This is a genomic window from Caballeronia sp. LZ008, assembly GCF_031451435.1.
Taxonomy (GTDB): Bacteria; Pseudomonadota; Gammaproteobacteria; order Burkholderiales; family Burkholderiaceae; genus Caballeronia; species Caballeronia zhejiangensis.
This window is the reverse complement of record NZ_JARUXK010000001.1, coordinates 875,236-900,008: the sequence shown is the minus strand read 5'-3', so window position 1 is coordinate 900,008 and position 24,773 is coordinate 875,236. Positions and strand designations below refer to the sequence as shown.

Genomic DNA, 24,773 nt, shown 5'->3' with positions numbered 1-24,773 from the left:
TTCACGGCAGAAGAATCGTCGAGCCGGTCGTCCTGCGCGCTTCGAGGTCTTCGTGCGCGCGCGCCGCTTCCGACAGCGGATAACGCTGGCGCACGTTCGTCTTCACTTTCCCCGACGACACGACATCGAACAGTTCCGCCGCCATCGTGTCGAGATCGCTGCGTTTGGCGATGTAGCTGAAAAGCGTCGGCCGCGTGAAATACAGCGAGCCGCGACCGGCCAGCTCCGACGAATCGAGCGGCGGCAACGGGCCCGACGAATTGCCGAAGCTCACGAAAAGCCCAAGCGGCGACAGGCAATCTAGCGACGCGATATACGTGTCCTTGCCGATCGAATCGTAGACGACAGGCACGCCCGCGCCGTTCGTGATCTCGCGCACGCGCTGCGTGAAATTCTCGCGCGTGTAGACGATCGGATGATCGCAGCCGTGCGCCTTCGCGAGCTCGGCTTTCTCGTCGGAGCCGACCGTGCCGATCACCGTCGCGCCGAGCGCCTTCGCCCACTGACACGCGAGCATGCCGACGCCGCCCGCCGCCGCGTGGATCAGCACCGTGTCGCCCGCCTTCACGCGATACGTCCGGCGCAGCAGATATTGCGCGGTCAAACCCTGCAGCATGATCGACGCGGCATCTTCGTAGCCGATCGAATCGGGCAGCTTGACGACGTAATCCGCCGACATCACGCGCTCTTCCGCATAGGCGCCCGGCGGGCGCGACGCATAGGCGACGCGATCGCCCGGCTTGAACTGCGTGATGCCCTCGCCCACCGCCGTCACCTCGCCGGCCGCTTCCATGCCGAGGCCGCCCGGCAGCGGCATCGGATACAGGCCGGTGCGAAAGTACACGTCGATGAAATTGAGGCCCACCGCATGATGCTTCACGCGGATTTCGCCCTTGCCCGGCGCGCCCACGTCCACGTCGACCCACTTCATGACTTCGGGGCCGCCTGCCTTGTCGAATCGGATTGCCTTGGTCATCGCTCGTTCGTCTCCTTTGATCTTCAGGACGCCCGCGCGAAGCGCAGACGCAAGTCGTCGAGAATCATGCGCGCCGTCGCGATGTTGGTCGCGCACGGCACGTTGTGCACGTCGCAGGCGCGCACGAGCGCGTTGATGTCGGGCTCGTGCGGCTGCGGCGTCATCGGGTCGCGCAGGAAGATCACGATGTTCACGCGCCCTTCCGCCAGTTCCGCGCCGATCTGCAGGTCGCCGCCGTGCGGGCCGGACAGCTTGCGCTCGATCTCCAGCCCGTGCGCCGCCGCGATGCGTCCGCCGGTCGTGCCGGTCGCGACGAGATTGCATTGCGCGAGCGTGTCGACGAACTCGCCCGCCAGCGTGACGATGTCGTCCTTCTTCATGTCGTGCGCGATGAGCGCGACGCGTGTGGTCATCAGAGGCTCCGTCTCAGTAGGTGCCGGGATAAGCGCCGCCGTCGATCAGCAGATTCTGACCGGTGATGTAGCCCGCATGCACGCTGCAGAGGAACGCGCATGCCTTGCCGAATTCCTCCGATGTGCCGAAGCGGCCCGCGGGCAGGCTTTGCGCACGGCGCGCCCGCATTTCGTCGATCGAAATGTTCTGCGCCTTCGCCTGCGCTTCCATCGTCACGGCGATACGGTCGGTGTCGAACGTGCCCGGCAGGAGATTGTTGATCGTGACGCCCGTCGATGCGACCTTGCGCGCGACGCCGGCGACGAAACCGGTCAGGCCCGAGCGCGCGCCGTTCGAGAGACCCAGCACGTCGATCGGCGCCTTCACCGACGAACTCGTGATGTTCACGACGCGCCCGAAGCCGCGCTCGATCATCCCGTCGATGGTCGCCTTGATGAGCTCGATCGGCGTCAGCATGTTGCCTTCGAGCGCCTTGATCCACATCTCGTGCGTGAAAGTGCGGAAGTCGCCCGGCGGCGGCCCGCCCGCGTTGTTGACGAGAATGTCCGGCGCGGGACAGGCGGCGAGCGCGGCGGCGTGGCCTTCGGGCGTCGTGATGTCGCCCGCGACGGTCGTCACGGTGACGCCGTAAGTCGAGCGGATGTGCGCTGCCGTCGCTTCGAGCGTTTCCGCCGTGCGCGCGGTGATGACGAGATTCACGCCTTCGGCGGCGAGCGCTTCGGCGCAGCCGCGTCCCAGGCCCTTGCTCGCCGCGCATACCAACGCGGTGCGGCCCGCGATTCCCATATCCATCGTCTTTCCTCCAGTTGTCTTTCGTCACAGATCGTGACGTCTTCGCGCAATTCTAGAAGAATCGGGGCAGCAACGTCGGCGGCGGAAACGCCAAGGCCCGCGCGAATCTTCTTAGGCGTGCGCGGGCTTTTGGGTAAACTGTCGCCACTGTCCGCTCCCCGAGCGTCAGAGGCAGAACATCACACGAGCAGGACGCGCCGCGCGCGAGACCCATGAAACAAGACAGCCGCTTTCCCAATCTCTTCATCACCGATCATCCGCTGATCCAGCACAAGCTCACTCACATGCGCGACAAGGACACGTCGACGCGCACGTTCCGCGAGCTGCTGCGCGAAATCACGCTGCTGATGGGCTACGAAATCACGCGCAATCTGCCGCTTACGACCAAGCGCGTGGAAACGCCGCTCGTCGGGATCGACGCGCCGGTGATCGCCGGCAAGAAGCTCGCGATCGTGCCGGTGCTGCGCGCGGGCATCGGCATGTCGGACGGCCTGCTGGATCTCGTGCCCTCGGCGCGTGTCGGGCATATCGGCGTGTATCGCGCGGACGATCATCGTCCGGTCGAGTATCTCGTGCGTCTGCCGCCCGATCTCGAAGAGCGCGTCTTCATTCTGTGCGATCCGATGGTCGCGACGGGCTACTCGGCGGTGCACGCCGTCGACGTGATGAAGCGCCGCAACGTGCAAGCCGAAAACATCATTTTCGTCGCACTGGTCGCCGCGCCCGAGGGCGTGAAGGTGTTCCAGGACGCGCATCCGGATGTGAAGCTGTATGTCGCGTCGCTCGATTCGCATCTGAACGAGCATGCGTATATCGTTCCGGGTCTCGGCGACGCGGGCGACCGTCTCTTCGGCACGAGGAATTAAGCGTTCGCCGGAACCATTCCAGCCGCCGCGCGATTCTGCGCGGCGGTTTGCGTTTACGGCTTCGTTCGCGCGAATTCCACGCGATTCGACGGAATTTCGCACGGTTTGCGCCGATTTTCGCGTTCCGGCCCGTGCCACACGGCATTGAGAGCGCACGACGCCATGCTAAAATTTCGGTCTGTTCCTATTCGGGTCAGGCCGGATCGAAACGATCCCCGAGCGAACCCGACCGCGGCCGAGCAGCGCGCGGCAGACAGACACATTCAGCACGACAGCACACTAGGCGCCCGGCAGGTCCGCGCGCGATGGAGAAAGGTAATGGCGGGTCATTCGAAATGGGCCAACATCAAGCATAAGAAAGCCGCGGCCGACGCGAAGAAAGGCAAGGTGTGGACGCGCCTCATCAAGGAAATCCAGGTCGCGGCGCGCATGGGCGGCGGCGAGATCGATTCGAACCCGCGCCTGCGCCTCGCCGTCGACAAGGCCTACGACGCCAACATGCCGAAGGACAACATCAACCGCGCGATCCAGCGCGGCACCGGCGGCGTCGATGGCGCGAACTACGAGGAAATCCGCTACGAAGGCTACGGTATCGGCGGCGCGGCGATCATCGTCGACACGATGACGGACAACCGCACCCGCACCGTCGCGGAAGTGCGCCACGCGTTCTCGAAGTTCGGCGGCAACATGGGCACGGACGGGTCGGTGTCGTTCATGTTCGATCACGTCGGCCAGTTCCTGTTCGCGCCCGGCACGCCGGAAGACAAGCTGATGGACGCCGCGCTCGAAGCCGGCGCCGACGACGTCGTGACGAACGAGGACGGCAGCATCGAAGTGGTCTGCCCGCCGAACGATTTCCAGAAGGTGAAGGACGCGCTCGAAGCCGCGGGCTTCAAGGCGGAACTCGCCGAAGTGACGATGAAACCGCAGACGGAAGTCGAATTCAGCGGCGACGACGCAGTGAAAATGCAAAAACTGCTCGACGCGCTCGAAAATCTCGACGACGTGCAGGAAGTCTATACAAACGCCGCGATCAACGAAGACTGAGCTTTCCGAGCTTCGTAGCGCAGGGGCGCGGCGGCATCGAAGTCCGCCGCGGCCTCGCATGGAACATCTTTCGCTTCGGCTGCCATGCCGGAGCAGCGCCGCACGGCCTTCGCGGCGCGGCATCGCCCGAGGAAGGCGCGTGACGCAGCCGATGTCAGCGCGAGCCGCCTTCGCGACGCCATGACGAGTGTCATACGCGCGCTTTACGGTCGATGCGCCCGCCGCTTTTTCTCAAGCCGCTTTTTGTCAGGATTTCGGGGATTCACATGAAGTTACTCGTCGTCGGTTCCGGCGGCCGCGAACATGCGCTGGCCTGGAAGCTCGCGCAATCGCCGCGCGTGCAGATCGTCTATGTCGCGCCGGGCAACGGCGGCACCGCGCAGGACGAGCGCCTGCGCAACGTCGACATCACGGATCCGGCGGAACTCGCCGATTTCGTCGAGAAGGAACATGTCGCGTTCACGCTCGTAGGGCCGGAACAGCCGCTCGCCGCGGGCATCGTCAATCTGTTCCGTTCGCGCGGGCTGAAAATCTTCGGCCCGAGCAAGGAAGCCGCGCAGCTCGAAAGCTCGAAGGACTTCGCGAAGGCGTTCATGAAGCGCCACAACATTCCGACCGCCGAATACGAGACGTTTTCCGAGCTCGCCGCCGCGCACGCCTACATCGACGCCAAAGGCGCGCCGATCGTCATCAAGGCGGACGGCCTCGCCGCCGGCAAGGGCGTCGTCGTCGCGATGACGCTGGAAGAAGCGCACGCCGCCGTCGATTCGATGCTCGCCGACAACAAGCTCGGCGACGCCGGCGCGCGCGTGGTGATCGAGGAGTTTCTGGCGGGCGAGGAAGCGAGCTTCATCGTGATGGTCGACGGCAAGCACGTCCTGCCGCTCGCGTCGAGCCAGGACCACAAGCGCCTGCTCGACGGCGACAAGGGCCCGAACACCGGCGGCATGGGCGCGTACTCGCCCGCGCCGATCGTCACGCCGCAACTGCACGCGCGCGTGATGCGCGAAATCATCCAGCCGACGGTGCGCGGCATGGAAAGCGAAGGCATCCGCTTTACCGGTTTCCTGTACGCCGGCCTGATGATCGACGCGAACGGCAATCCGAAAACGCTGGAATTCAACTGCCGCATGGGCGACCCCGAGACGCAGCCGATCATGGCGCGCCTGAAGGGCGATTTCTCGAAGGTCGTGGAAATGGCGATCGACGGCAAGCTCGACACCGTCGATCTGGACTGGGACCGCCGCACCGCGCTCGGCGTGGTGCTCGCGGCCCATAACTATCCGGATACGCCGCGCAAGGACGACCGCATCAGCGGCATTCCCGCGGAAACCGAGAATTCGGTCACTTTCCATGCCGGCACGACGCTCACCGACGGCAAGCTCACGACCTCGGGCGGGCGCGTGCTGTGCGTCGTCGGCCTGGCGGATTCCGTGCGCGGCGCGCAATCCGTGGTCTACGATACAGTCAACCAGATCTCGTTCGACGGCATGCAGTATCGGCGCGACATCGGCTATCGCGCGCTGAATCGCAAGCAGACGGCGGAAAAACCCGGCGACAAGCACTGACACGGCGCGGCGCACGCCGCCCAAGCACCCGCGCTGCCGGACCTCGTGTCCGGCAGCGTGCTTTTGAGAGTTTCGATACGAAGGGTTAACCCCTGCCATTCAAGGCCGCCCACAGGGGCGCACGCAGCAATCGATGAGTGAACCGAACCGCAGCGCGGAACAACGCACACAATCCGACGCAGCCCACGATATCGCCGCCGTTCGCGATTATCTGAGGGGCCTGCAGACGCGCATCGCCGATGCGCTCGGCGCCTTCGACGGCACCGCCTTCGCTACCGACGCCTGGACCCGCGAGCCCGGCGCGCATCTGCGCGGCGGCGGCGTGACGCGCATCCTCGAAGGCGGCGGATTCTTCGAGCGCGGCGGCATCGGCTTTTCGGATGTGCAAGGCGACGCGCTGCCGCCCTCGGCGAGCGCGGCGCGTCCGCAACTCGCCGGACGCGGTTTCGAGGCGCTCGGCGTCTCGCTCGTCATGCATCCGCGCAATCCGCACTGCCCGACCGTGCACATGAACGTGCGTATGCTCACGGCGACCAAAGACGGCGAAGCGCCGATCTTCTGGTTCGGCGGCGGCATGGATCTCACGCCGATCTACGGCTACGAGGAAGACGCGCGGCATTTCCATCAGGTTTGCCGCGATTCGCTCGATCCGTTCGGCGCGGAGTTGTATCCGCGTTTCAAGACCTGGTGCGACGAGTACTTCTATTTGAAGCATCGCAACGAGCAGCGCGGCATCGGCGGAATTTTCTTCGACGATTTCTCGGAGCCGGGTTTCGAGCGCTCGTTCGCGATGATGCGAAGCGTCGGCGATGCGTTCCTGAAGGCGTATCTGCCGGTCATCGAACGACGCCGCGACACGCCCTACACGGAGCGCGAGCGCGAGTTTCAGGCGTATCGGCGCGGGCGTTATGTCGAGTTCAATCTCGTGTTCGACCGCGGCACGCACTTCGGCCTGCAAAGCGGCGGACGCACCGAATCGATTCTGATGTCGATGCCGCCCGTCGCGAACTGGCGCTATGACTGGAAGCCCGCGCCCGGCACGCCGGAAGCGCGGCTGTACGAAGACTTTCTGGTGCGCCGGGAATGGCTGTGACGCCCTGCGCCAAGCGCGTCGGCCTGCTCGGCGGCACATTCGATCCGATCCACAACGGGCATCTCGCGCTCGCGCGGCGCTTCGTCGAGTTGCTGCAACTGACCGAGCTCGTACTGCTGCCCGCCGGACAGCCGTGGCAGAAGGCGGGCGTATCGGCGCCGGAGCATCGGCTGGCGATGACGCGTGCGGCGGCGGCATCGCTTTCGCTCGATGGCGTGCAGATCGTCGTCGCCACCGATGAGATCGACCGCCACGGCGACACGTACACCGTCGACACGCTCGCGCACTGGCGCGAGCGCGAAGGCGCGGACGCGTCGATCACGCTCTTGATGGGCGCGGACCAGTTGGTCAAGCTCGATTCGTGGCATCAGTGGAAGCGGCTCTTCGACTACGCGCACATTTGCGTGGAAACGCGCGCCGGCTTCGACGTCGCGACGCTGCCCGCCCCGGTCGCGGCCGAATTCGAAGCGCGCCGCGCATCGCCCGACGTTTTGCGCGGGAGTCCGCACGGTCACATGCACATCGACGAAATGCTGCTACTCGACGTATCCGCCACGGCGATCCGCGAAGAAGCGCGTTCGATGAACGGTGCGACCGACGCCCGCGCGCAGGTCCCATCCGCCGTATGGGACTATATTGTTCAACATCACCTGTACCAGACATCGTAACTATGGAACTTCAGAAGCTGCAACGCGCGATCATCGACGGTCTCGAAGACGTCAAGGCGCAAGACATCAAAGTGTTCAACACGACCCATCTGACGTCGCTTTTCGACCGCGTGGTCGTGGCGAGCGGCACGTCCAACCGCCAGACCAAGGCGCTCGCCAACAGCGTGCGCGAGAAGGTCAAGGAAGCGGGCGGCGACATCGTCAGCACGGAAGGCGAAGAGATCGGCGAATGGGTGCTGGTCGACTGCGGCGACGCGGTCGTGCACATCCTGCAACCCGCTCTGCGTCAGTACTACAACCTCGAGGAAGTCTGGGGCGACAAGCCCGTGCGCGTGAAGCTCCAAAGGCCGAACATGTTCGGCGGCGCGAGCGTCACCGCCGATGAAGACGAGGACGACGAAGACGACGCGCCCGCCGTCAAACGTCCCGCGCGGAAGACCGTGCGCAAGCACTGACACCGCTTCGTTTCATGAAGCTGGTCATCCTCGCCGTCGGACACAAGATGCCCGACTGGATCACGAATGGCTTCGACGAATACGCGAAGCGCATGCCGCCCGAACTGCGCATCGAGCTCAAAGAGATCAAGCCGGAACAGCGCTCGTCGGGACGCAATGCCGAGAGCGTGATGGCGGCCGAAAAGCAGCGCATCGAAGCCGCCTTGCCGAAGAACGCGCGCGTGGTCGCACTCGACGAACGCGGCCGCGACTGGACCACGATGCAACTCGCGAACGCCCTGCCCGGCTGGCAGCAGGACGGGCGCGACGTCGCGTTCGTGATCGGCGGCGCGGACGGGCTGCATCCGGAGGTGAAATCGCGCGCGGAACTGATGCTGCGCATTTCGAGCCTGACGTTGCCGCATGGCATGGTGCGCGTGCTGCTCGCCGAACAGCTTTACCGCGCGTGGAGCATCACGCAGAATCATCCCTATCATCGCGCTTGAGGGTGCTTCGACGCTGGATCGAATGCCCCGCGCGTCATTCGAATCCACATCACGATGCCGACTCATCCCTACGTTTATCTCGCCTCGCAAAGCCCACGCCGCCAGGAGTTGCTTCTTCAACTGGGCGTGCAGTTCGAACTCCTTCTTCCCCGTGCCGATGAAAACGCCGAAGCGCTCGAAGCCGAGTTGCCCGGCGAAGCCGCCGATGCGTACGTCGTGCGCGTGTGCGCGTTAAAGGCAAAGGCCGCGCGCGCGCGATTGCTCGCTGGCGGCTTCGCGTCCGCGCCGATTCTCGTCGCCGATACGACCGTCACCATCGACGGGCTGATTCTCGGCAAGCCGCTTCACGAAGAAGACGCCGTCGCGATGCTCGAACGCCTCGCAGGCCGCGAGCATGAAGTGCTGACGGCGCTCGCCGTCGTCGATGCCGATGGCGCGTTGCTGGAACCCGCGCTCTCGCGCTCGCAAGTGCGTTTTTCGAACGTCGACCGTGCTGCGCTGCAACGCTACGCGGCATCGGGCGAGCCGCTCGGCAAGGCGGGCGCGTACGGCATTCAGGGCCGCGCGGCCGAGTTCATCGAGCGAATCGACGGGTCCTATTCGGGTATCATGGGTCTGCCCCTTTTCGAAACCGCTGCTCTCTTGCGCCTGGCGCGCGTCGCATTCTAAACAGGCCATGAACGAAGAAATCCTGATCAACGTCACACCCCAGGAAAGCCGCGTCGCACTGGTTCAGCAAGGCGCCGTTCAGGAGCTTCACGTCGAGCGCACGCTTTCGCGCGGGCGCGTCGGCAACGTCTATCTCGGCAAGGTCGTGCGCGTGCTGCCGGGCATGCAGTCCGCGTTCATCGACATCGGTCTCGAGCGCGCCGCGTTTCTTCATGTGGCGGATATCTGGCATCCGCGCATCGCGGGCGAGCCGCATAACTCACAGCCGCATACGCCGATCGAAAAGATCGTCTTCGAAGGTCAGTCGCTGATGGTGCAGGTCGTGAAAGACCCGATCGGCACCAAGGGCGCGCGCCTGTCGACGCAGGTGAGCATCGCGGGACGCACGCTGGTGTATCTGCCGCAGGAGCCGCATATCGGCATCTCCCAGAAGATCGAGAGCGAAGCGGAGCGGGAGGCCGTGCGCGCGCGACTGACCGCCGTCCTGCCCGCCGACGAGAAAGGCGGCTACATCGTGCGGACCATCGCCGAAGACGCGACGAGCGAAGAACTCGCGGCCGACGTGGCGTACTTGCGCAAGACCTGGGCGACGATCGTCGCGCAAGCGCAGCGCGTGCCGCCCACCACGCTGCTCTATCAGGATCTGAACCTCGCGCAACGCGTGCTGCGCGATTTCGTCAACGACGAAACCACGCGTATTCAGGTCGATTCGCGCGAGACGTTTCAAATGCTCGCGGATTTCGCCGCGGAGTTCACGCCGGCGGTGGCGTCGCGTCTGCATCATTACACCGGCGAGCGGCCGCTCTTCGATCTGTACAACATCGAGGCGGAGATTCAGCGGGCGCTGTCGCGGCGCGTCGATCTGAAGTCGGGCGGCTATCTGATGATCGACCAGACCGAAGCGATGACGACCATCGACGTGAATACGGGCGGGTATGTCGGCGCGCGCAACTTCGACGACACGATCTTCAAGACCAATCTCGAAGCTGCGCATACGATCGCGCGGCAACTTCGTTTGAGGAATCTCGGCGGGATCATCATCATCGATTTCATCGACATGGAGAATGTCGAGCATCGCGATCAGGTGCTGGGCGAGCTGAAGAAGGCGCTCTCGCGCGACAGAACGCGCGTGACCGTGAATGGCTTTTCGCAGCTCGGGCTCGTCGAGATGACGCGAAAGCGCACGCGCGAGTCACTGGCTCACGTGCTGTGCGAGCCGTGTCCGGTGTGTCAGGGCAAAGGTCAGGTGAAGACGCCGCGCACCGTCTGCTACGACGTGCTGCGCGAAATCATGCGCGAGTCGCGGCAATTCAATCCGCGCGAGTTTCGCGTGGTGGCTTCGCAGCAGGTGATCGATCTGTTTCTGGAAGAGGAATCGCAGCATCTGGCGATGCTGATGGACTTCATCGGGAAGCCGGTTTCGCTGCAGGTGGAGAGTAATTTGTCGCAAGAGCAATACGACATCGTGTTGATGTAGCCTCGCCCAAAGTCATTCGAGCGAGGCCGACTGCCTCACGCCGCCTGCTGCTGATACTGAATCCGATGCAGATGCGCGTACAAGCCGTCCTTGCGCAGCAACTCCGCATGACTGCCCTGCTCCGCGATCTTCCCCGCTTCCATCACGAGGATGCGGTCGGCGCGCTCGATCGTCGACAGCCGGTGCGCGATGACGAGCGTCGTGCGTCCTTTCATCAGCGTCTCGAGCGCCGACTGCACGTGCCGCTCCGATTCCGAGTCCAGCGCCGAGGTCGCCTCGTCGAGAATCAGGATCGGCGCGTCCTTGTAGATCGCGCGCGCGATCGCGAGACGCTGGCGCTGCCCGCCCGACAGACGCATGCCGTTGCCGCCGACGAGCGTGTTGATTCCGTCCGGCAAGGACGCGACGACATCCGCGAGATTCGCCGCCGTCAGCGCCGACATCACGCGTTCGGGGTCCGGCGTCTGCCCGTACGCGACATTCGCGGCGATCGTATCGTTGAAGAGCACGACGTCCTGGCTGACCATCGCGAGCTGGCCGCGCAGGTCGTGCAGGTTGTACTCGCTGATCGGCACGCCATCGACGAGCAACTGGCCGGCGCGCGGATCGAAGAAGCGCGGCAGTAGATTCACGAGCGTCGTCTTGCCGCTACCAGAGGGGCCCGCGAGCGCGACCATCTCGCCCGGCGCGACCTTGAACGACACGCGATCGAGCGTCGGCCGGTCGACCGAGCCATAGCTGAACGACACGTCGCGGAATTCGACTTCGCCGCGCGCGCGTTCGAGACGCCGGCCGCCGCCAGCGGGCTCGGCCGGCTCGTCGATCAGGCCGAAGATCAGCTCGGCCGCCGTCATGCCGCGCTGCAAGGGCTGATTGATGTCGATCAGATGCTTGAGCGGCGAGATCACGAGCAGCATCGACGTGACGAACGCGACGAAGCCGCCGACCGTCGTCTGATCGTTGGCCGATTGTACGACCGCGATCGTGATGACGATGGCGAGCGCGATCGATGCGAGAAACTGCGTAAGCGGCTGCGCGAGACCACCCGAGACTTGCATGCGCATCGAGTAGCCGCGCAACCGCTGGCTCATCTCCGTGAAGCGGTCGATTTCGTACGGCTCGCCGTTGTGCACCTTGACGACTTTGTAGCCGCCGACCGTCTCCTCGACGATATACGACAGATCGTTCGTCAACGACTGATGCTCGCGATTCAGGCGCCGCAGCCGGCGGTTGATCTTGCTGACGAGCCAGCCGATCGCCGGCAGGATCACCGCGACGATCAGCGTGAGCCGCCAGTTGAGGATGAACAGATAGCCGAGCAGGAACACGACCGTGAGCGAATCGCGCACGAGCGTCACGACCACGCTCTGCAGCACGCTCAGGATCTGATTGACCTCGAAGACGATCGCGTTGATGACCGTGCTCGCGGTTTCGCGCTGAAAGAAGCCCGCGCTCGTATGGATCATGCGCTGGAACATTTCGAGCCGCAGTTGCAGCAGGATCTTGTTCGTCACGTAGGAGAGAAAATAGCCCGATGCGTATTGTGCCCCGCCGCGCACCAGCGCAAGGCCGATGACCGCTGCGGGCACGAGCCATTTCGCATGATCGCTGCTCTTCGAGCCGAAACCATGGTCGAGCAGCGGCTTGAGCAACATCGGAATGCCGGCCTCGGTCGCGGCGACGATGCCCATCGTCAGCAGGCCTAGCATCACCATGCCGAGCAGCGGACGGATATACGGCCATAGCCGTTTCATGACGGCCATGGGCGAGCTGCTTTCCTCGCCGCCGATCGGTTTGCGCAAACTTGCCTGGTTGTTCAAGAGCGTATCTCCACTTCGCACGGCGCCGGAATCGCCTGTCGCGCAAGGTTTGTTGGTTTGGTCATCAGCCAGGACGGCTCGCCGATCAGCCGATCGGACCGCGGCCCGGGTTGCCTTGCGGCTGGCGCGTGTCGTGTGTGATGACCGCGAGCAGCACGGCCCAGAAAAGCGCGATGAGCGCCGTGCTCATCACCACCGTGAACACGTCGATGCTCAAACCGAAGATGATAACCGACCCCGACACCGCGATCCCGCAATAGGCGGCCGTCGAAACGTCCCGTTGCGGCGATTTCCGATAGCGCACGAAATACAGAAGCGGCCCGAAGTAGAGCAAGGCCAGACAGACGACGCCCACCGCGCCGAGTTCGGATATCGTCGAAAAGAACTCGCTATGCGCGCGCTGATTGACGATGAAACCCGGAACTTCGCCCTTGTTCGCCATCTCTTTCAGCGACGCCTCCAGATGCCCCTTACCGACGCCCAGCAGCGGATGCGCCTCGAACAGATGGATCGACGCGCGCCAGAGCTGCAAACGTGCACCGATGGAACTGTAGGCGCCCGAGCCTTCCGAAAGCATCACGAGATCCGAGCGCGTCGCCATCACGCGTTCGCGGCCGAGCGGCGACGCGAGCAAGGCGGACATCGCCACGATCGCGACCAGCAACGCGGCGAGCCAATGTCGCCGCCGCCTGATCCAGCCGAAATTGAGCGAGCACAGCACGAGGAACAGCGGGATCGCGAGCCATCCGCCGCGCGTGCCGGACAAGTAGGATGCATACACGCCGCCCGCGAGCCCCAGAAGCTTGATCGCAATACCGACGCGTTTTACGAGCACGTTGGGGTAGTCGTCCCAGCGCATCGTCATCACTGAGAGAAAGCCGAGCAGGAGCGCCGTATTGCCGTAGGGAATCGGATTCGTATAGTCGTTGCCGAGACGATTGAGATCGTTGATCGTCATGTGCAGGTTGCTGTCGACGGCCCAGAGGCCCGCGCCGATCGCGCCCAGCGCGCAACCCCAGCCGAGCGCCTTCAGGTAGCGGACCGGGAGATTCACGAGCAGCAGAAAAATAGGCAGGCTCAGCGCCAGACGCGAAAGGCCGTCGAATTCACGCGGCAGATAGTAGCCTTCGATCGCCTGTTGCAGCGGCAGATAAACCATGAAGCACAGCATGGCTGCGGTGTACCACGGATAAGCGGTGACGAGCAGACGGCCCTTCAGCCGAAACGGCTTGCTGAATCCGGCAAAGAGCGCAATAGCGAGCAACAGGAAAAAGCAGTAACCGGTTCCACCGCGCACGATCAGTGTGGTCGCGGGCGCCAGCAAAACCATGCCGGCGATGACATAACGCAGAATTTTTTCCAAATCGATGAACCTGACATGGGTTCGACCGGCCGTTCCGGTCGCGCGCCCCGAAAACCCGCGATATTATAGCCGTTGCCGCCTGGCACGCTCTTCGCTCACGGAACGCCTGACTCGCGCCGGGAAGGCATGCCGGTCATTCCATGCGTTGTGAATCCGAAATGCCAGCGACACCTAAAACAGAGCCGGACGCACCGCTCGCCAGCCTCCTGCTCATCACGTTCAATCAGGAAGAAACCGTCGCCGACGCCATCCGCGGCGCGCTGGCCCAAACCTGGACGCCGCTCGAAATCCTCATTTCCGACGACGCCTCCGCCGACGGCACCTTCTCTGTCGCCGAACGCTGCGTGCGCGATTATCGCGGCCCGCACACCGTGCGCCTCTATCGCAACGAGAAGAATCTCGGCATCAGCGCGCATCTGAGCGCGCTCGCGGCACGCGCATCGGGGGAAATGCTCTTCATCGCGGCGGGAGACGATATCTCCCGCCCCGAGCGCGTCGAGCGCGTGATGCGCGACTGGCTCGCGAGCGACAGGCGCTACGACCTCGTCGCGACGGACCTGCAGGATATCGACGCCGACGGCAATGCGCACGGCGTGCTGCGCGTGACCGACCTCGACGGCTACCGCAGCTTCGAAGACTGGTCGCGGAACCGGCCGCACGTCGTCGGCGCGGCGCATGCCTGGGCGCGGCGTCTCTTCAACGAATTCGGGCCGATCGCGCCCGGCATCTACGGTGAGGACCAGATCATGACGTTTCGCGCGATCATGAGTCACGGCGCTCATACGCTGCATGAACCGCTCGTGCAGTACCGGCGCGGCGGACTGTCGAGAAAGCGCAAATGGCGCACGCCCGCGGATTTCGTCGCGCGCATCAAGCTGGCGAACGTCAACGGTACGGGCGAAACGAGCCAGCTCGTGAGCGATGCCGAGAAAGTGGGCGTCGGCGGCCCGATGCGCGCGCTGCTCGCGAAGAAGTCCGCGCGCGAAAGCTATGTCAGCGCGATGTTCGGCGAGCGCTCGCTCGCGCGCAAGCTCGCGCTCGTCATGGCGTCGAAAGACGTGGACTTCGGCTTTCGCGTCAAAATGTTCGTCTATGCGACGTGTCCGTGGCTGCTTTCCCCGTTCTTCTTCGTGAAGTGGCATGTGCGCGGATGAGCGCGCGAGCGTCGCGCCCGGCAGAACAACAAGGCGCTAGCGCCACTCGAAAGGCACCATGACATTTCCAACCCTCGGCATCGCCATCATCACCCACAACGCGGCCGCGCGGCTCGCGCAATGCCTGCAGGCCGTTTCCTTCGCCGATGAAATCGTCGTCGTCGACGGCGGCAGCAGCGATGCGACCGTGGGCATCGCCGAGGCGCATCGCGCGCGCGTGATCGTGGCGCGCGACTGGCCAGGCTTCGGCCCGCAGAAGAACCGCGCGCTCGACGCGCTCTCGACCGACTGGGTGCTGTCCATCGACGCCGACGAGATCGTGTCGCCCGAACTGGCCGCTTCGATCCGCGCCGCGATCACCGATCCGCAAGCCGACGTCTACGCGGTCGACCGCCTGTCGAGCTTCTGCGGCACATGGGTGAAGCACAGCGGCTGGTATCCCGACTGGATTCCGCGCCTGTTCCGGCGCGGCACGGCGCGCTTCTCGCCCGATCTCGTGCACGAGCGGCTCGTGCTGTCGACCGGCAAGCCCGTCGTGCGCCTTTCCGGCAAGCTGATGCACTACTCCTACGAGGATTTCGAAGCGGTATTGCGCAAGCTCGACGCCTACTCGACGGCGGGTGCGCAACAACGCCACGCGGCCGGAAAGCGCGGCAGCTTCGGCATCGCGGTGTCGCGCGGCGCGTGGGCGTTCGTGCGGACTTACGTGCTGCGCCGCGGCTTTCTGGACGGCAAAACCGGCTTCATGATCGCGCTATTCAACGCGCAGACGGTCTACTACCGGTTCCTGAAGCTGGCGCATCTCAACGAAGCGCGCTGATTGGCTCAGCGCTTCGCATCGATGTCACGCGCGAGATCGAGCAAAGCGCGCACATGCGACTCGACGCTCGCGTCATAGCGCACCGCGCCGGCTAGCGCGCGCGGGGCGTCGCGCCGCGCTTCGATCGCCTCCTGCACCGTGCGGCGCAGATCGTCGGCGTCGCCAGGTTTGAAGACGTGCTTCGCGTGATCTGCAATGGCGTCGCAACAGCCGATGCACGCCGGGAAGATCACCGGCGTCCCGGACATCACCGATTCGATGCCGACGAGTCCGAATGGCTCGTAGCTCGACGCAAGAATGGTGAAATCCGCCGCGCGATACGCATCTTCGATGTTCTTCGCGTAGCCGACATAGCGCACGTTCGCTGCCGGCTTCTCGGGCGCGCGGCCCGCGACGGCGATCACGACGTTCATCCCGGCGAGCGCCTTCTCGATCAGCGGCAAGCCCTTGCGCTCGTGGCTGCTCGACGGAAACAGCAGCACGGTTTCATCCGGTTCGAAGCCGAACTGTTCGCGCAGACGCGCACGCGCAGCGGCACCGACGGGCGAAAATCGCGCGCCGTCGACGGGCGGATAAAGCACGCGAATCTTGCGGATATCCACGCCATACAACGCGCGCAACTCGTCGCTCATCATGTCCGAATGCGCGACGACCACGTTCGCGTGCGCGTATTGACGCCGCTCCAGTGCGATCTGCCGCGTGTCCGAGGGTTTCTCGCGCCGCCCGGTCGCGCGCAGGAAGCCGAGATGGGTGCCGCCGCAAATGGCGATCTCGGAACCTTCCACGCGATTGCAGCCGATGAGCACGTCGACCTTCGCCTTCTTGCGCGCACGCTTGAGCGCCCACGAGAAATACGCGTCGCGCAGCTTGCCCGGCAGAAACGACACCTTGATGCGATGCGGCTCGATCAATCGGCTTTCGGGCAGCGACGTGTCGATCTTGCGGGCGAAAAACGCGGGCTTGCGCTTGCCTTCGAAGCCCGCGGCGGCGAGGCCGCGCACGAGATCCATCGCGTAGCGTTCGAGTCCGCCGGAATGCTTGAGCGCATTCGCCGAAATGCCGATCCGCATCAGTAGACGATTTCGATCGCGCTGCCCGCGAATTCGCCGCGCAGCGCCGTGATGAGATCGTCGGTCGGCTTCACGCGCCACGCGTCGCCGAGGCGCACTTCGCCTTCGGCATGCTCGCTGCGATAGACGATGCTCACGTTCAGGCCGTTCGGAATCGGCGCGCTTTGACGCTGGCGGCCGTTCTCCTTCACGGGCATGGGCGGCGGCGCTTCCTGCGCGCCCGCCGCATGCGCTTCGAGCACGCGGCGCAGGCGCAAGGCATCGGCGTTGCCGTTCATCTCGACCTTGACCGACTGCGCGTAGCGGCTGCGCGCGCGTTCGAGGTCCATCGCCGTATCGACGGTGAAACGGATGCCGCCCGTGAACGCGTCGTTGCGCGCCATGCCCTGCACGACGAGCAGCTCGTCTTCCTTGAAGAGCGCCTTGTTCGCTTCGAACTGCTCGTTGAAGACGGTGACTTCGCATTGGCCGCTGCCATCGTCGAGATTCACGATCAGCATCTTGCCGCGCTGGGTCATCTGCGTGCGCATGGCGGAGATCACGCCCGCGATGAGCTTGTCGCGCCCTTCCTTTAGCTCGCCGATCTTCTGGCGCACGAAGCGGCGCACTTCACCCTTGTAGGCATCGAACAGATGGCCCGACAGATAGAAGCCGAGCGCGGTCTTTTCTTCCTGCAGACGCTTCTTGTCGGACCACTCGGCTTCGTCGACGTACTCGTGCTTCGCGAGCGGCGCGTCGCCCATGTCGAAGAGGCCGGCTTGCATTGCGTTGGCGGCGGCCTGATCGGCGGCTTCCATCGCCATCGGGACGGAGGCGAGCAATTGCGCGCGATTCGCGTGAATCGAATCGAACGCGCCCGCGCGGATCAGCGCTTCCACCGTGCGCCGATTCACGACACGACGGTCGATGCGCTCGCAGAAGTCGAACAGATCGACGAACGGGCCGTCTTCGCGCGCACGCAGAATCTCTTCGATTGCGTTCTGGCCGCTGCCTTTCACCGCACCCAGGCCGTAGCGAACGGTTTTCGAGCGCTTGCCATCGGCTTCCGCGACCGGTTCGAAGCGATACGCCGACTGGTTGATATCGGGCGGCAAAACCGCCATGCCGTTCGCCAGGCAGTCTTCGAACAGGATCTTGACCTTGTCCGTGTCGTCCATGGCGAGCGACATGTTGGCGGCCATGAATTCCGCCGGATGATGCGCCTTCAGCCACGCCGTGTGATACGCGAGCAACGCATACGCCGCCGCGTGCGACTTGTTGAAGCCGTACCCGGCGAACTTCTCCATCAGGTCGAAGGTCTCGTCCGCCTTCTCGCGCGTGAGGCCGTTCTTCGCCGCGCCTTCCGCGAAAATCTCGCGATGCTTGGCCATTTCCTCGGGCTTTTTCTTGCCCATCGCGCGACGCAGCAAGTCCGCGCCGCCGAGCGAGTAGCCGCCGATGATCTGCGCCATCTGCATCACCTGCTCCTGATAGACCATGATGCCGTAGGTCTCTTTCAGAACAGGTTCGACGCGCGGATCCGGATATTCGACGATCTCGCGCCCGTGCTTGCGCGCGCAGAAGCTCGGGATCAGGTCCATCGGGCCCGGCCGATACAACGCCACCAACGCGATGATGTCCTCGAAGCGGTCCGGCTGCGCGTCCTTCAGCATGCCCTGCATGCCGCGGCTTTCCAGCTGGAACACGGCGACGGTGTTCGCTTTCTTCAATATCTGGAACGAGGCCGGATCGTCGAGCGGAACCTGCGCGAGGCTCCAGTCCTTCTTCGACGGATCGAGGCGGCGAATATAGCGCTCCGCCCAGTCCAGAATCGTCAGCGTGGTGAGGCCCAAAAAGTCGAACTTCACGAGGCCGACGGCTTCGACGTCGTCCTTGTCGTACTGACTGACGACGCCGCCGTCTTCGCCTTGCGTGTAGAGCGGGCAGAAGTCCGTGAGCTTGCCCGGCGCGATCAGCACGCCGCCCGCGTGCATGCCGACGTTACGCGTCAACCCTTCAACGCGCTGCGCGAGTTCGAGCAGTTGATGCACTTCGTCTTCGGAATCGAAGCGTTCCTGAAGCGTGGGCTCTTCCTTCATCGCGTCCGCGATGGTCACGTGCTTGCCCGGCTTGAACGGAATCAGCTTCGCGACGCCGTCGGTGAACATGTAGCCGAGATCGAGCACGCGGCCGATGTCGCGCACCGCCGCCTTCGCCGCCATCGTGCCGAAGGTCGCGATCTGCGACACGGCATCCGCGCCGTACTTGCCCTTCACGTACTGAATGACGCGGTCGCGCCCTTCCTGACAGAAGTCGATGTCGAAGTCGGGCATCGACACGCGTTCCGGGTTCAGGAAGCGCTCGAACAGCAGGTTGTAGCGCAGCGGATCGAGATCGGTGATGCCGAGCGCGTACGCGACGAGCGAACCCGCGCCCGAGCCCCGCCCCGGACCGACCGGCACGCCATTGTTCTTCGCCCACATGATGAAGTCGGCGACGATCAGGAAGTAGCCCGGAAAGCCCATCTTGATGATCGTGCCGCATTCGAAATCGAGGCGCGCGTAGTACGTTTCGCGCTGCGCGCTGCGTTCGGCTTCATCGGGATAAAGCTGTTGCAGACGGACTTCGAGGCCTTCCTTCGACAACTGCACGAGGTAGTCGTCGAGCGACATGCCGTCGGGCGTCGGGAACAGCGGCAGCTTCGGCTTGCCGAGTTCGAGCGTCAGATTGCAGCGCTTCGCGATCTCGACAGTGTTCGCGAGCGCCGACGGAATGTCCGCGAAAAGCGCGCACATCTCGTCCTGCGTGCGGAAATGCTGGTCCTGCGTGAAGCGCTTCTGCCGACGCGGATTCGCGAGAATATCGCCTTCGGAGATGCACACGCGCGCTTCGTGCGCGGTGAAGTCGTCGGGCGTCATGAACTGCATCGGATGCGTCGCGACGACCGGCAGCTTCAGCTTCGCCGCGAGCTTGACCGCTTCCTGCACGTAAGCCTGCTCGCCCGGCTGACCGGCGCGCTGCAGTTCGATGTAGAACGCGTTCGGAAAGAGCTTCGTCCAGCGCTCGGCGTTGCGTTGCGCGGATTGCACGTTGCCCGCCGCGAGCGCCATGCCGATATCTCCGCCCTGCGCGCCCGAAAGCGCGAGCAGTCCCGTTGCGAGCCCTTCTTCGAGCCATTCGACCATCACCTCGGCGCGGCCGCGATACTGGTTCGTGAGCCACGCGCGGCTCAACAGCTCGCACAGGTTGAGGTAGCCCTGTTTGTCGCGAACGAGTAACAGGAGGCGCGAAGGCTTGTCGCGATCGGCGGGATTGGTAATCCAGACGTCGCAACCGGCGATGGGCTTCACGCCCATGCCGCGCGCTTCCTTATAGAAGCGCACGAGACCGAATGCGTTGCCGAGATCGGTCAGCGCGAGCGCGCCTTGCCCGTCTTTTGCGGCAGCCTTGACGACGTCGTCCAGCCGCACGATGCCGTCGGCGATCGAGAATTCGGAGTGGACGCGGAGATGAACGAAGCGGGGATCTGACATGGCGGTATTGTACATGCGGGCCATCGGCTGAACCGGCGCCGAAGGGCGCGTTAGCCGAACGGATAAGGCCCGCGCCGCGCCCGGAATTGCGCGTGCGCAAGGCTTCGCGACGCGACAGCGGGAATCCGGCGAAGATGCGGGCCGTTTGCGGGATAATACGTGTTTTGCGCGCGATTTTCGCCCGCACTTTTTACCCGTCACAGCCGTTTTGCGCGTCATCCGATCATGAGCATCCTGAATCTCTCCGCCTATAAATTCGTCACCATCGAAGACGGCCCCGCGTGGCGGCCGCTCGTCACCGAACGCTGCAACGCGCTCGGTCTGAAGGGCACGATTCTGCTGGCGCCGGAGGGCATCAATCTGTTCATCGCTGGGCCGGTCGCCGAGGTCCGCGAGTTCATCGACTACATCCGCACGGACGCGCTCTTCGGCGGCCGCTTCGCCGATCTGCAATTCAAGGAAAGCCTTTCCGCGAAGCAGCCGTTTCGCCGCATGCTGGTGAAGCTCAAGCGCGAAATCATCACGATGAAGAAGCCCGCGATCAGGCCGGAACTCGGCCGCGCGCCGTCCGTCGACGCGCCCACGCTCAAAGCCTGGCTCGACCGCGGCCACGACGACGAAGGCCGTCCTGTCGTGATGCTCGACACGCGCAACGCATTCGAGGTCGATGTCGGCACGTTCGACAACGCGCTCGACTACCGCATCACGAAGTTCAGCGAGTTTCCTGAAGTGATCGAGCAGAATCGGGCGGATCTGGACGGCAAGACGGTCGTGTCGTTCTGCACCGGCGGGATTCGCTGCGAGAAAGCCGCGATTCACATGAAGGAAGTGGGCATCGAGCATGTTTATCAGCTTGAAGGCGGCATTCTGAAGTATTTCGAGGAAGTCGGCGGCGCGCACTACAACGGCGAGTGCTTCGTGTTCGATTACCGCACGGCGCTCGATCCGAACCTGCAGCCGACCGCAACCGCACAATGTTTCGGCTGCCGCGCGGTGGTGTCGGTCGAAGATCAGCAGTCGCCGTTCTACAAGCCGGGCGAGGCGTGCCCGGCTTGCCATCCCGACGCGAAGGTCGGCGCCGCCGCGTAATGATTTATCGAGGACGATTTGCGCCCTCACCCACCGGCCCGCTGCATGCGGGCTCGCTCGTCAGCGCGCTCGCGAGTTTTCTCGATGCGCGCGCGCACGGCGGACGCTGGATCGTGCGCGTCGAAGATGTCGACGCACCGCGCACGGTTCCCGGCGCCGCCGATGAAATCCTCGCGACGCTCGAACACTTCGGCATGCACTCGGACGAGCCGCCCGTCTGGCAGAGCGCGCGCGGCGACGCGTATCGCGCCGCGTTCGAGCGTCTTCAGGCGACGGGTCTCATCTATCCGTGTGGTTGCACGCGCCGCGAAATCGCCGACTCGCTGGTGAACGCCCACGCGCGCCATGCGACGCTCGCCTATCCGGGAACGTGCCGCACCGGCCTGCACGGCAAGCCCGCGCGCGCGTGGCGGCTGCGCGTGCCGGACGGCGACGCGGCAGTCGTCAGGTTCGTCGATCGCTGGCAAGGCGCGCAGACGCAGGATCTCGCGACCGAAGTCGGCGATTTCGCGCTGAAACGCGCCGATGGACTGTGGGCCTATCAGCTCGCGGTCGTCGTCGACGATGCCGATGCCGGCATCACCCACGTCGTGCGCGGCGCCGACCTGCTCGATTCGACCGCGCGGCAAATCTACTTGCAGCAGTGCCTTGGCGTGCCGACGCCGGAATACCTGCATGTGCCTGTGGTCAACAACGGCATCGGCGAAAAGCTGAGCAAGCAGACGGGCGCGGCGCCGCTCGATCGCAACGCGCCGCTCGATGCGCTCGTCGAAGCGGCGCGGCATCTGGGCATCGAAGCGCCGGCCGCATCGCTGGAAACGTTCTACAGCGCCGCAACGGCGGAATGGGCGAAGCGTTTCGCGCGCTAGACGCAAAAAAGGCAGCCGCGCGGGCTGCCTCTTTCGATTCGAAGCGCAACGAAAATCACGACTTGCGCGGCATGCCCAGACCGCCGAGCAACGCCGCGAGCGGCTGCTTCGGCGCGCTCTTGCGCTCGGGCTCGACCGTTTCTTCCTGACGCTTCATCGCCGAGGGCGACGGCTCGTACGGCTTTAGGAAAAATTCGTCGATGGGCTGCTGACGGCCGCGCGGGCGATCGTGCGTGCCCGTCGTGCGGCGGCGCGGACCCGACTCGTCGCGCGGCGAATGCCGATGCTCCGTGCGCTCCGGTCGACCGAATCGCTCGTCACGACGCGGCGCCGATGCGTCGCGGCGCGCGCGAATCGTCACTTCGAGCGGCTCGACCTGGAGCGGACGCTTGATCAGCTTCTCGATGTCGGCGAGCTGCTTGCGCTCGTTCGCGCTGCACAGCGACAGCGCATCGCCCGATGCGCCCGCGCGCCCGGTCCGGCCGATGCGGTGCACGTAATCTTCCGCGTTGAACGGCAGATCGAAGTTGATGACCGCCGGCAATTCGGCGATATCGAGACCGCGCGCGGCGACGTCGGTGGCGACGAGCGCCTCGATCTCGCCGCGCTTGAACGCATCGAGCGCCTGCATGCGTTCGCTTTGCGAGCGGTCGCCGTGGATCGCCGTCGCGACGATGCCGTCCTTCTCCAGCACGCGCGCGAGGCGGCTCGCGCCGATCTTGCTATTGCAGAAAACGATCACCTGCTTCAGTTCGCGCTCGCGGATGAGCTGCGCGACCGCGCCGGATTTGTCGCTCTCGTGCACTTCGTAGACGATCTGGCGCACATTCGCATTCGTCGAATTGCTGCGCGCGACTTCGATCGTCTGCGGATTGCGCAGATACGTGGACGCGAGCTTCTTGATTTCCGGCGAGAACGTCGCCGAGAACAGCAGCGTCTGACGTTCCTTCGGCAGCAGATTCAGGATGCGCTGGAGATCGGGCAGAAAGCCCATGTCCAGCATGCGATCGGCTTCGTCGAGCACGAGCATCTGAACCTGACCGAGATTCACCGTCTTCTGCTGAACGTGATCGAGCAGACGGCCCGGCGTCGCGATCAGGATCTCGACGCCACGGCGCAACGCGTCGGACTGCGGATTCATGTCGACGCCGCCGAACACGACCGTGCTGCGCAGCGGCGTGTGCTTCGAGTACGTCTGCACGTTGGCGGCGACCTGGTCAGCGAGCTCGCGCGTCGGCGTGAGCATCAGCGCGCGCACCGGATGACGCGCGGGCGAGGCGCTCGTGTTCGCGCTCGGCAAGAGCCGCTGGATGATCGGCAGCGAGAAACTCGCGGTCTTGCCGGTGCCGGTCTGCGCGGCGCCCATGACGTCGCGGCCCGCGAGGACGACGGGAATGGCCTGCGCCTGAATCGGCGTGGGCGTCGTGTAGCCGGACTCGCGCACCGCTTTCAGGATGTCGGCGGACAAACCGAACTGGTCGAACGTCGGCGCTGCGGCCGGTGCGGTGGACGTGTTCGTGGCGACGGAATCGGACATGGTGACTATATTGGCTTTCGCTAAAATGCCGCACGATGCGGCGCGCGTAAAAAACTCGGTCGGTTGTTTCGGTCGATCGTCGCGATCGGTTGCTTACGCGGATGGTTTCGTTGGTGCACGCGGCGCGTCGGTCAAGCGCAAGGTGCGCGCGCTGGACGGGGCGGCCGGTCAATCGAGCATCACGCCCCGCTCATTGCTCTGTTTCGATCCGCGTGCCGGCGTTCCGATGGAACACGGCTTCGATGACGCCTTCAAGGCACGCGGCATCGCGCGATCTGTCTTCCAAAGCGGCCGGGCGCTCGACGCCCAGTGCCCGCTCAAGCGGCATCGAACGGCGATGCCGGAAATTCTGGACCCGATCCGGCCGCGATTTTTACAGCCGGAAAGCCGCACATTGTAGCACCGCGCGCCGAAGCGCTCCGGCGGCGCGAGAGCGCACCCGGAGCGTACAGCAAGCGGCGCGCCTATTTCTTGCGCGCCCCGCAATCGGCGAGCAGCGGCGGCGAATCTTTCGCGGCCATCTCATCGTAGAGATTCGCCTGCGGGCCCTTGGTCCACCACGTATATTGATCGGCGACGTATTTCGCGCCCGATCCCGCGATCACGTTGACGAACAGGAGCTTACGTCCGTCGACGGTCAACGCCGCGAAGCTCTGATGGTTGCGCGTGTTCGTGTATTGAACGGACACGCTTTTGCCGTCCTTGCAGTCGTAGCGCGTGGTCTGCGTCGACGCGGTCTGGATCTGCGGCACGGTGAGCGGCATGGCGAGCGCCGCCTGGGCGCCGAGCAACGCGAGCATGATCGCAATCGGTTTTTTCATCGTTCGATTCACTTGTGTTTGGTGCGCGAGGCAGCGCTCAAGGGTCGATGACTTCCGCGCATGCGTCGGTCGGCGCGGCAGCGACATGCCCGACCACCGGCACGATTTTCAGTCCCGCCGACGCGATCCGGCACGGCGCCGCCGCAAGTCCGCAGCCCGAAAGCGCCACGCAGACCACGACGAGCGCGGACATCGGTTTCCATTTCAC

At 64.5% G+C, this 24,773-nt stretch carries 24 protein-coding genes; 14 read left to right on the top strand and 10 right to left on the bottom strand.

The features are described 5' to 3' along the window. Window position 1: 1 nt before the first annotated feature. Genes QCE49_RS04265 through QCE49_RS04255 form a run of 3 tightly spaced genes read right to left on the bottom strand, consistent with a single transcriptional unit; the run spans window position 2 to window position 2,182 of the window. Window positions 2–976 carry a quinone oxidoreductase gene (locus QCE49_RS04265; RefSeq protein ID WP_008350618.1) on the bottom strand — a complete coding sequence of 325 codons (975 nt, stop codon included), beginning with the start codon at window positions 974–976 and terminating at the stop codon, window positions 2–4. Window positions 977–999: 23 nt separating this feature from the next. Further along, complete coding sequence (locus QCE49_RS04260; protein WP_008350620.1) at window positions 1,000–1,389, bottom strand: methylglyoxal synthase; 390 nt, start codon at window positions 1,387–1,389, stop codon at window positions 1,000–1,002. Window positions 1,390–1,402: 13 nt separating this feature from the next. Continuing rightward, the gene (locus QCE49_RS04255; protein WP_008350622.1) at window positions 1,403–2,182 is read right to left on the bottom strand and encodes an SDR family oxidoreductase; all 780 of its coding nucleotides are present in this window, start codon (window positions 2,180–2,182) and stop codon (window positions 1,403–1,405) included. A 212-nt stretch (window positions 2,183–2,394) separates the two neighbouring features. Between QCE49_RS04255 and upp the strand changes: the two genes are divergently transcribed. The 9 genes from upp to rng all read left to right on the top strand — a co-directional run bounded on the left by upp (window position 2,395) and on the right by rng (window position 10,510). Further along, on the top strand, window positions 2,395–3,048 hold the full coding sequence (gene upp, locus QCE49_RS04250) for a uracil phosphoribosyltransferase (protein WP_008350624.1): 654 nt from the start codon (window positions 2,395–2,397) through the stop codon (window positions 3,046–3,048). Between the two features lie 318 nt (window positions 3,049–3,366). Next, entirely contained in the window at window positions 3,367–4,095 is a 729-nt protein-coding gene (locus QCE49_RS04245; protein ID WP_008350627.1) for a YebC/PmpR family DNA-binding transcriptional regulator, read from the top strand. Between the two features lie 266 nt (window positions 4,096–4,361). Further along, window positions 4,362–5,663, top strand: coding sequence for a phosphoribosylamine--glycine ligase (gene purD / locus QCE49_RS04240; RefSeq protein ID WP_008350628.1), 1,302 nt, complete (start codon window positions 4,362–4,364; stop codon window positions 5,661–5,663). A gap of 133 nt (window positions 5,664–5,796) precedes the next feature. Next, the gene (gene hemF, locus QCE49_RS04235; protein ID WP_008350629.1) at window positions 5,797–6,756 is read left to right on the top strand and encodes an oxygen-dependent coproporphyrinogen oxidase; all 960 of its coding nucleotides are present in this window, start codon (window positions 5,797–5,799) and stop codon (window positions 6,754–6,756) included. Next, window positions 6,747–7,424 carry a nicotinate-nucleotide adenylyltransferase gene (locus tag QCE49_RS04230; RefSeq protein ID WP_008350630.1) on the top strand — a complete coding sequence of 226 codons (678 nt, stop codon included), beginning with the start codon at window positions 6,747–6,749 and terminating at the stop codon, window positions 7,422–7,424. The genes hemF and QCE49_RS04230 overlap by 10 nt, the downstream gene beginning before the upstream one ends. A gap of 2 nt (window positions 7,425–7,426) precedes the next feature. Continuing rightward, on the top strand, window positions 7,427–7,879 hold the full coding sequence (rsfS, locus tag QCE49_RS04225) for a ribosome silencing factor (RefSeq protein ID WP_008350631.1): 453 nt from the start codon (window positions 7,427–7,429) through the stop codon (window positions 7,877–7,879). Between the two features lie 14 nt (window positions 7,880–7,893). After that, window positions 7,894–8,364 carry a 23S rRNA (pseudouridine(1915)-N(3))-methyltransferase RlmH gene (rlmH, locus tag QCE49_RS04220; protein ID WP_008350632.1) on the top strand — a complete coding sequence of 157 codons (471 nt, stop codon included), beginning with the start codon at window positions 7,894–7,896 and terminating at the stop codon, window positions 8,362–8,364. A gap of 54 nt (window positions 8,365–8,418) precedes the next feature. Further along, window positions 8,419–9,033 carry a nucleoside triphosphate pyrophosphatase gene (locus QCE49_RS04215; RefSeq protein ID WP_008350633.1) on the top strand — a complete coding sequence of 205 codons (615 nt, stop codon included), beginning with the start codon at window positions 8,419–8,421 and terminating at the stop codon, window positions 9,031–9,033. Window positions 9,034–9,040: 7 nt separating this feature from the next. After that, entirely contained in the window at window positions 9,041–10,510 is a 1,470-nt protein-coding gene (rng, locus tag QCE49_RS04210) for a ribonuclease G (RefSeq protein WP_008350634.1), read from the top strand. Between the two features lie 35 nt (window positions 10,511–10,545). Here the strand turns inward: rng and msbA are convergent, their stop codons facing one another. Together msbA and QCE49_RS04200 are read right to left on the bottom strand one after the other, a co-directional pair. Beyond that, window positions 10,546–12,273 carry a lipid A export permease/ATP-binding protein MsbA gene (gene msbA, locus QCE49_RS04205; RefSeq protein WP_372492573.1) on the bottom strand — a complete coding sequence of 576 codons (1,728 nt, stop codon included), beginning with the start codon at window positions 12,271–12,273 and terminating at the stop codon, window positions 10,546–10,548. Between the two features lie 142 nt (window positions 12,274–12,415). Next, window positions 12,416–13,693 (bottom strand): O-antigen ligase, encoded by a 1,278-nt coding sequence (locus QCE49_RS04200; protein ID WP_250434310.1) that lies wholly within the window; start codon window positions 13,691–13,693, stop codon window positions 12,416–12,418. 158 nt (window positions 13,694–13,851) lie between these two features. Here QCE49_RS04200 and QCE49_RS04195 point away from each other — a divergent pair, with 158 nt between their 5' ends. Next, complete coding sequence (locus QCE49_RS04195) at window positions 13,852–14,847, top strand: glycosyltransferase (RefSeq protein WP_033536667.1); 996 nt, start codon at window positions 13,852–13,854, stop codon at window positions 14,845–14,847. A gap of 58 nt (window positions 14,848–14,905) precedes the next feature. After that, complete coding sequence (locus QCE49_RS04190; RefSeq protein ID WP_008350638.1) at window positions 14,906–15,667, top strand: glycosyltransferase family 2 protein; 762 nt, start codon at window positions 14,906–14,908, stop codon at window positions 15,665–15,667. A gap of 5 nt (window positions 15,668–15,672) precedes the next feature. Here QCE49_RS04190 and QCE49_RS04185 read toward each other — a convergent pair whose 3' ends face one another. Together QCE49_RS04185 and dnaE are read right to left on the bottom strand one after the other, a co-directional pair. Beyond that, a complete protein-coding gene (locus QCE49_RS04185; RefSeq protein WP_250434306.1) occupies window positions 15,673–16,737 on the bottom strand; it encodes a glycosyltransferase family 4 protein in 1,065 nt (354 codons plus the stop codon). Further along, on the bottom strand, window positions 16,737–20,264 hold the full coding sequence (gene dnaE, locus QCE49_RS04180) for a DNA polymerase III subunit alpha (protein WP_409017139.1): 3,528 nt from the start codon (window positions 20,262–20,264) through the stop codon (window positions 16,737–16,739). Before dnaE ends, QCE49_RS04185 begins: the two co-directional genes overlap by 1 nt. A gap of 210 nt (window positions 20,265–20,474) precedes the next feature. Between dnaE and QCE49_RS04175 the strand changes: the two genes are divergently transcribed. Both QCE49_RS04175 and gluQRS read left to right on the top strand, forming a co-directional pair. Then, window positions 20,475–21,338 carry a sulfurtransferase gene (locus QCE49_RS04175; protein WP_244807851.1) on the top strand — a complete coding sequence of 288 codons (864 nt, stop codon included), beginning with the start codon at window positions 20,475–20,477 and terminating at the stop codon, window positions 21,336–21,338. Continuing rightward, a complete protein-coding gene (gene gluQRS / locus QCE49_RS04170) occupies window positions 21,338–22,207 on the top strand; it encodes a tRNA glutamyl-Q(34) synthetase GluQRS (protein ID WP_008350646.1) in 870 nt (289 codons plus the stop codon). Before QCE49_RS04175 ends, gluQRS begins: the two co-directional genes overlap by 1 nt. Before the next feature lie 55 nt (window positions 22,208–22,262). On the opposite strand, the gene QCE49_RS04165 is transcribed toward gluQRS, so the two are convergent. Continuing rightward, complete coding sequence (locus QCE49_RS04165; protein ID WP_034471240.1) at window positions 22,263–23,744, bottom strand: DEAD/DEAH box helicase; 1,482 nt, start codon at window positions 23,742–23,744, stop codon at window positions 22,263–22,265. On the opposite strand from QCE49_RS04165, the gene QCE49_RS04160 reads away from it, so the two are divergent. Continuing rightward, complete coding sequence (locus QCE49_RS04160; RefSeq protein WP_244807849.1) at window positions 23,743–24,144, top strand: hypothetical protein; 402 nt, start codon at window positions 23,743–23,745, stop codon at window positions 24,142–24,144. The two genes, QCE49_RS04165 and QCE49_RS04160, sit on opposite strands and share 2 nt — an antisense overlap. A gap of 64 nt (window positions 24,145–24,208) precedes the next feature. Here the strand turns inward: QCE49_RS04160 and QCE49_RS04155 are convergent, their stop codons facing one another. Both QCE49_RS04155 and QCE49_RS04150 read right to left on the bottom strand, forming a co-directional pair. Continuing rightward, window positions 24,209–24,565: an MliC family protein gene (locus QCE49_RS04155; RefSeq protein WP_250456496.1), complete on the bottom strand. Its 357-nt coding sequence runs from the start codon at window positions 24,563–24,565 to the stop codon at window positions 24,209–24,211. Between the two features lie 37 nt (window positions 24,566–24,602). Continuing rightward, window positions 24,603–24,758 (bottom strand): DUF6726 family protein, encoded by a 156-nt coding sequence (locus tag QCE49_RS04150; RefSeq protein ID WP_308196654.1) that lies wholly within the window; start codon window positions 24,756–24,758, stop codon window positions 24,603–24,605. Window positions 24,759–24,773: the final 15 nt, after the last annotated feature.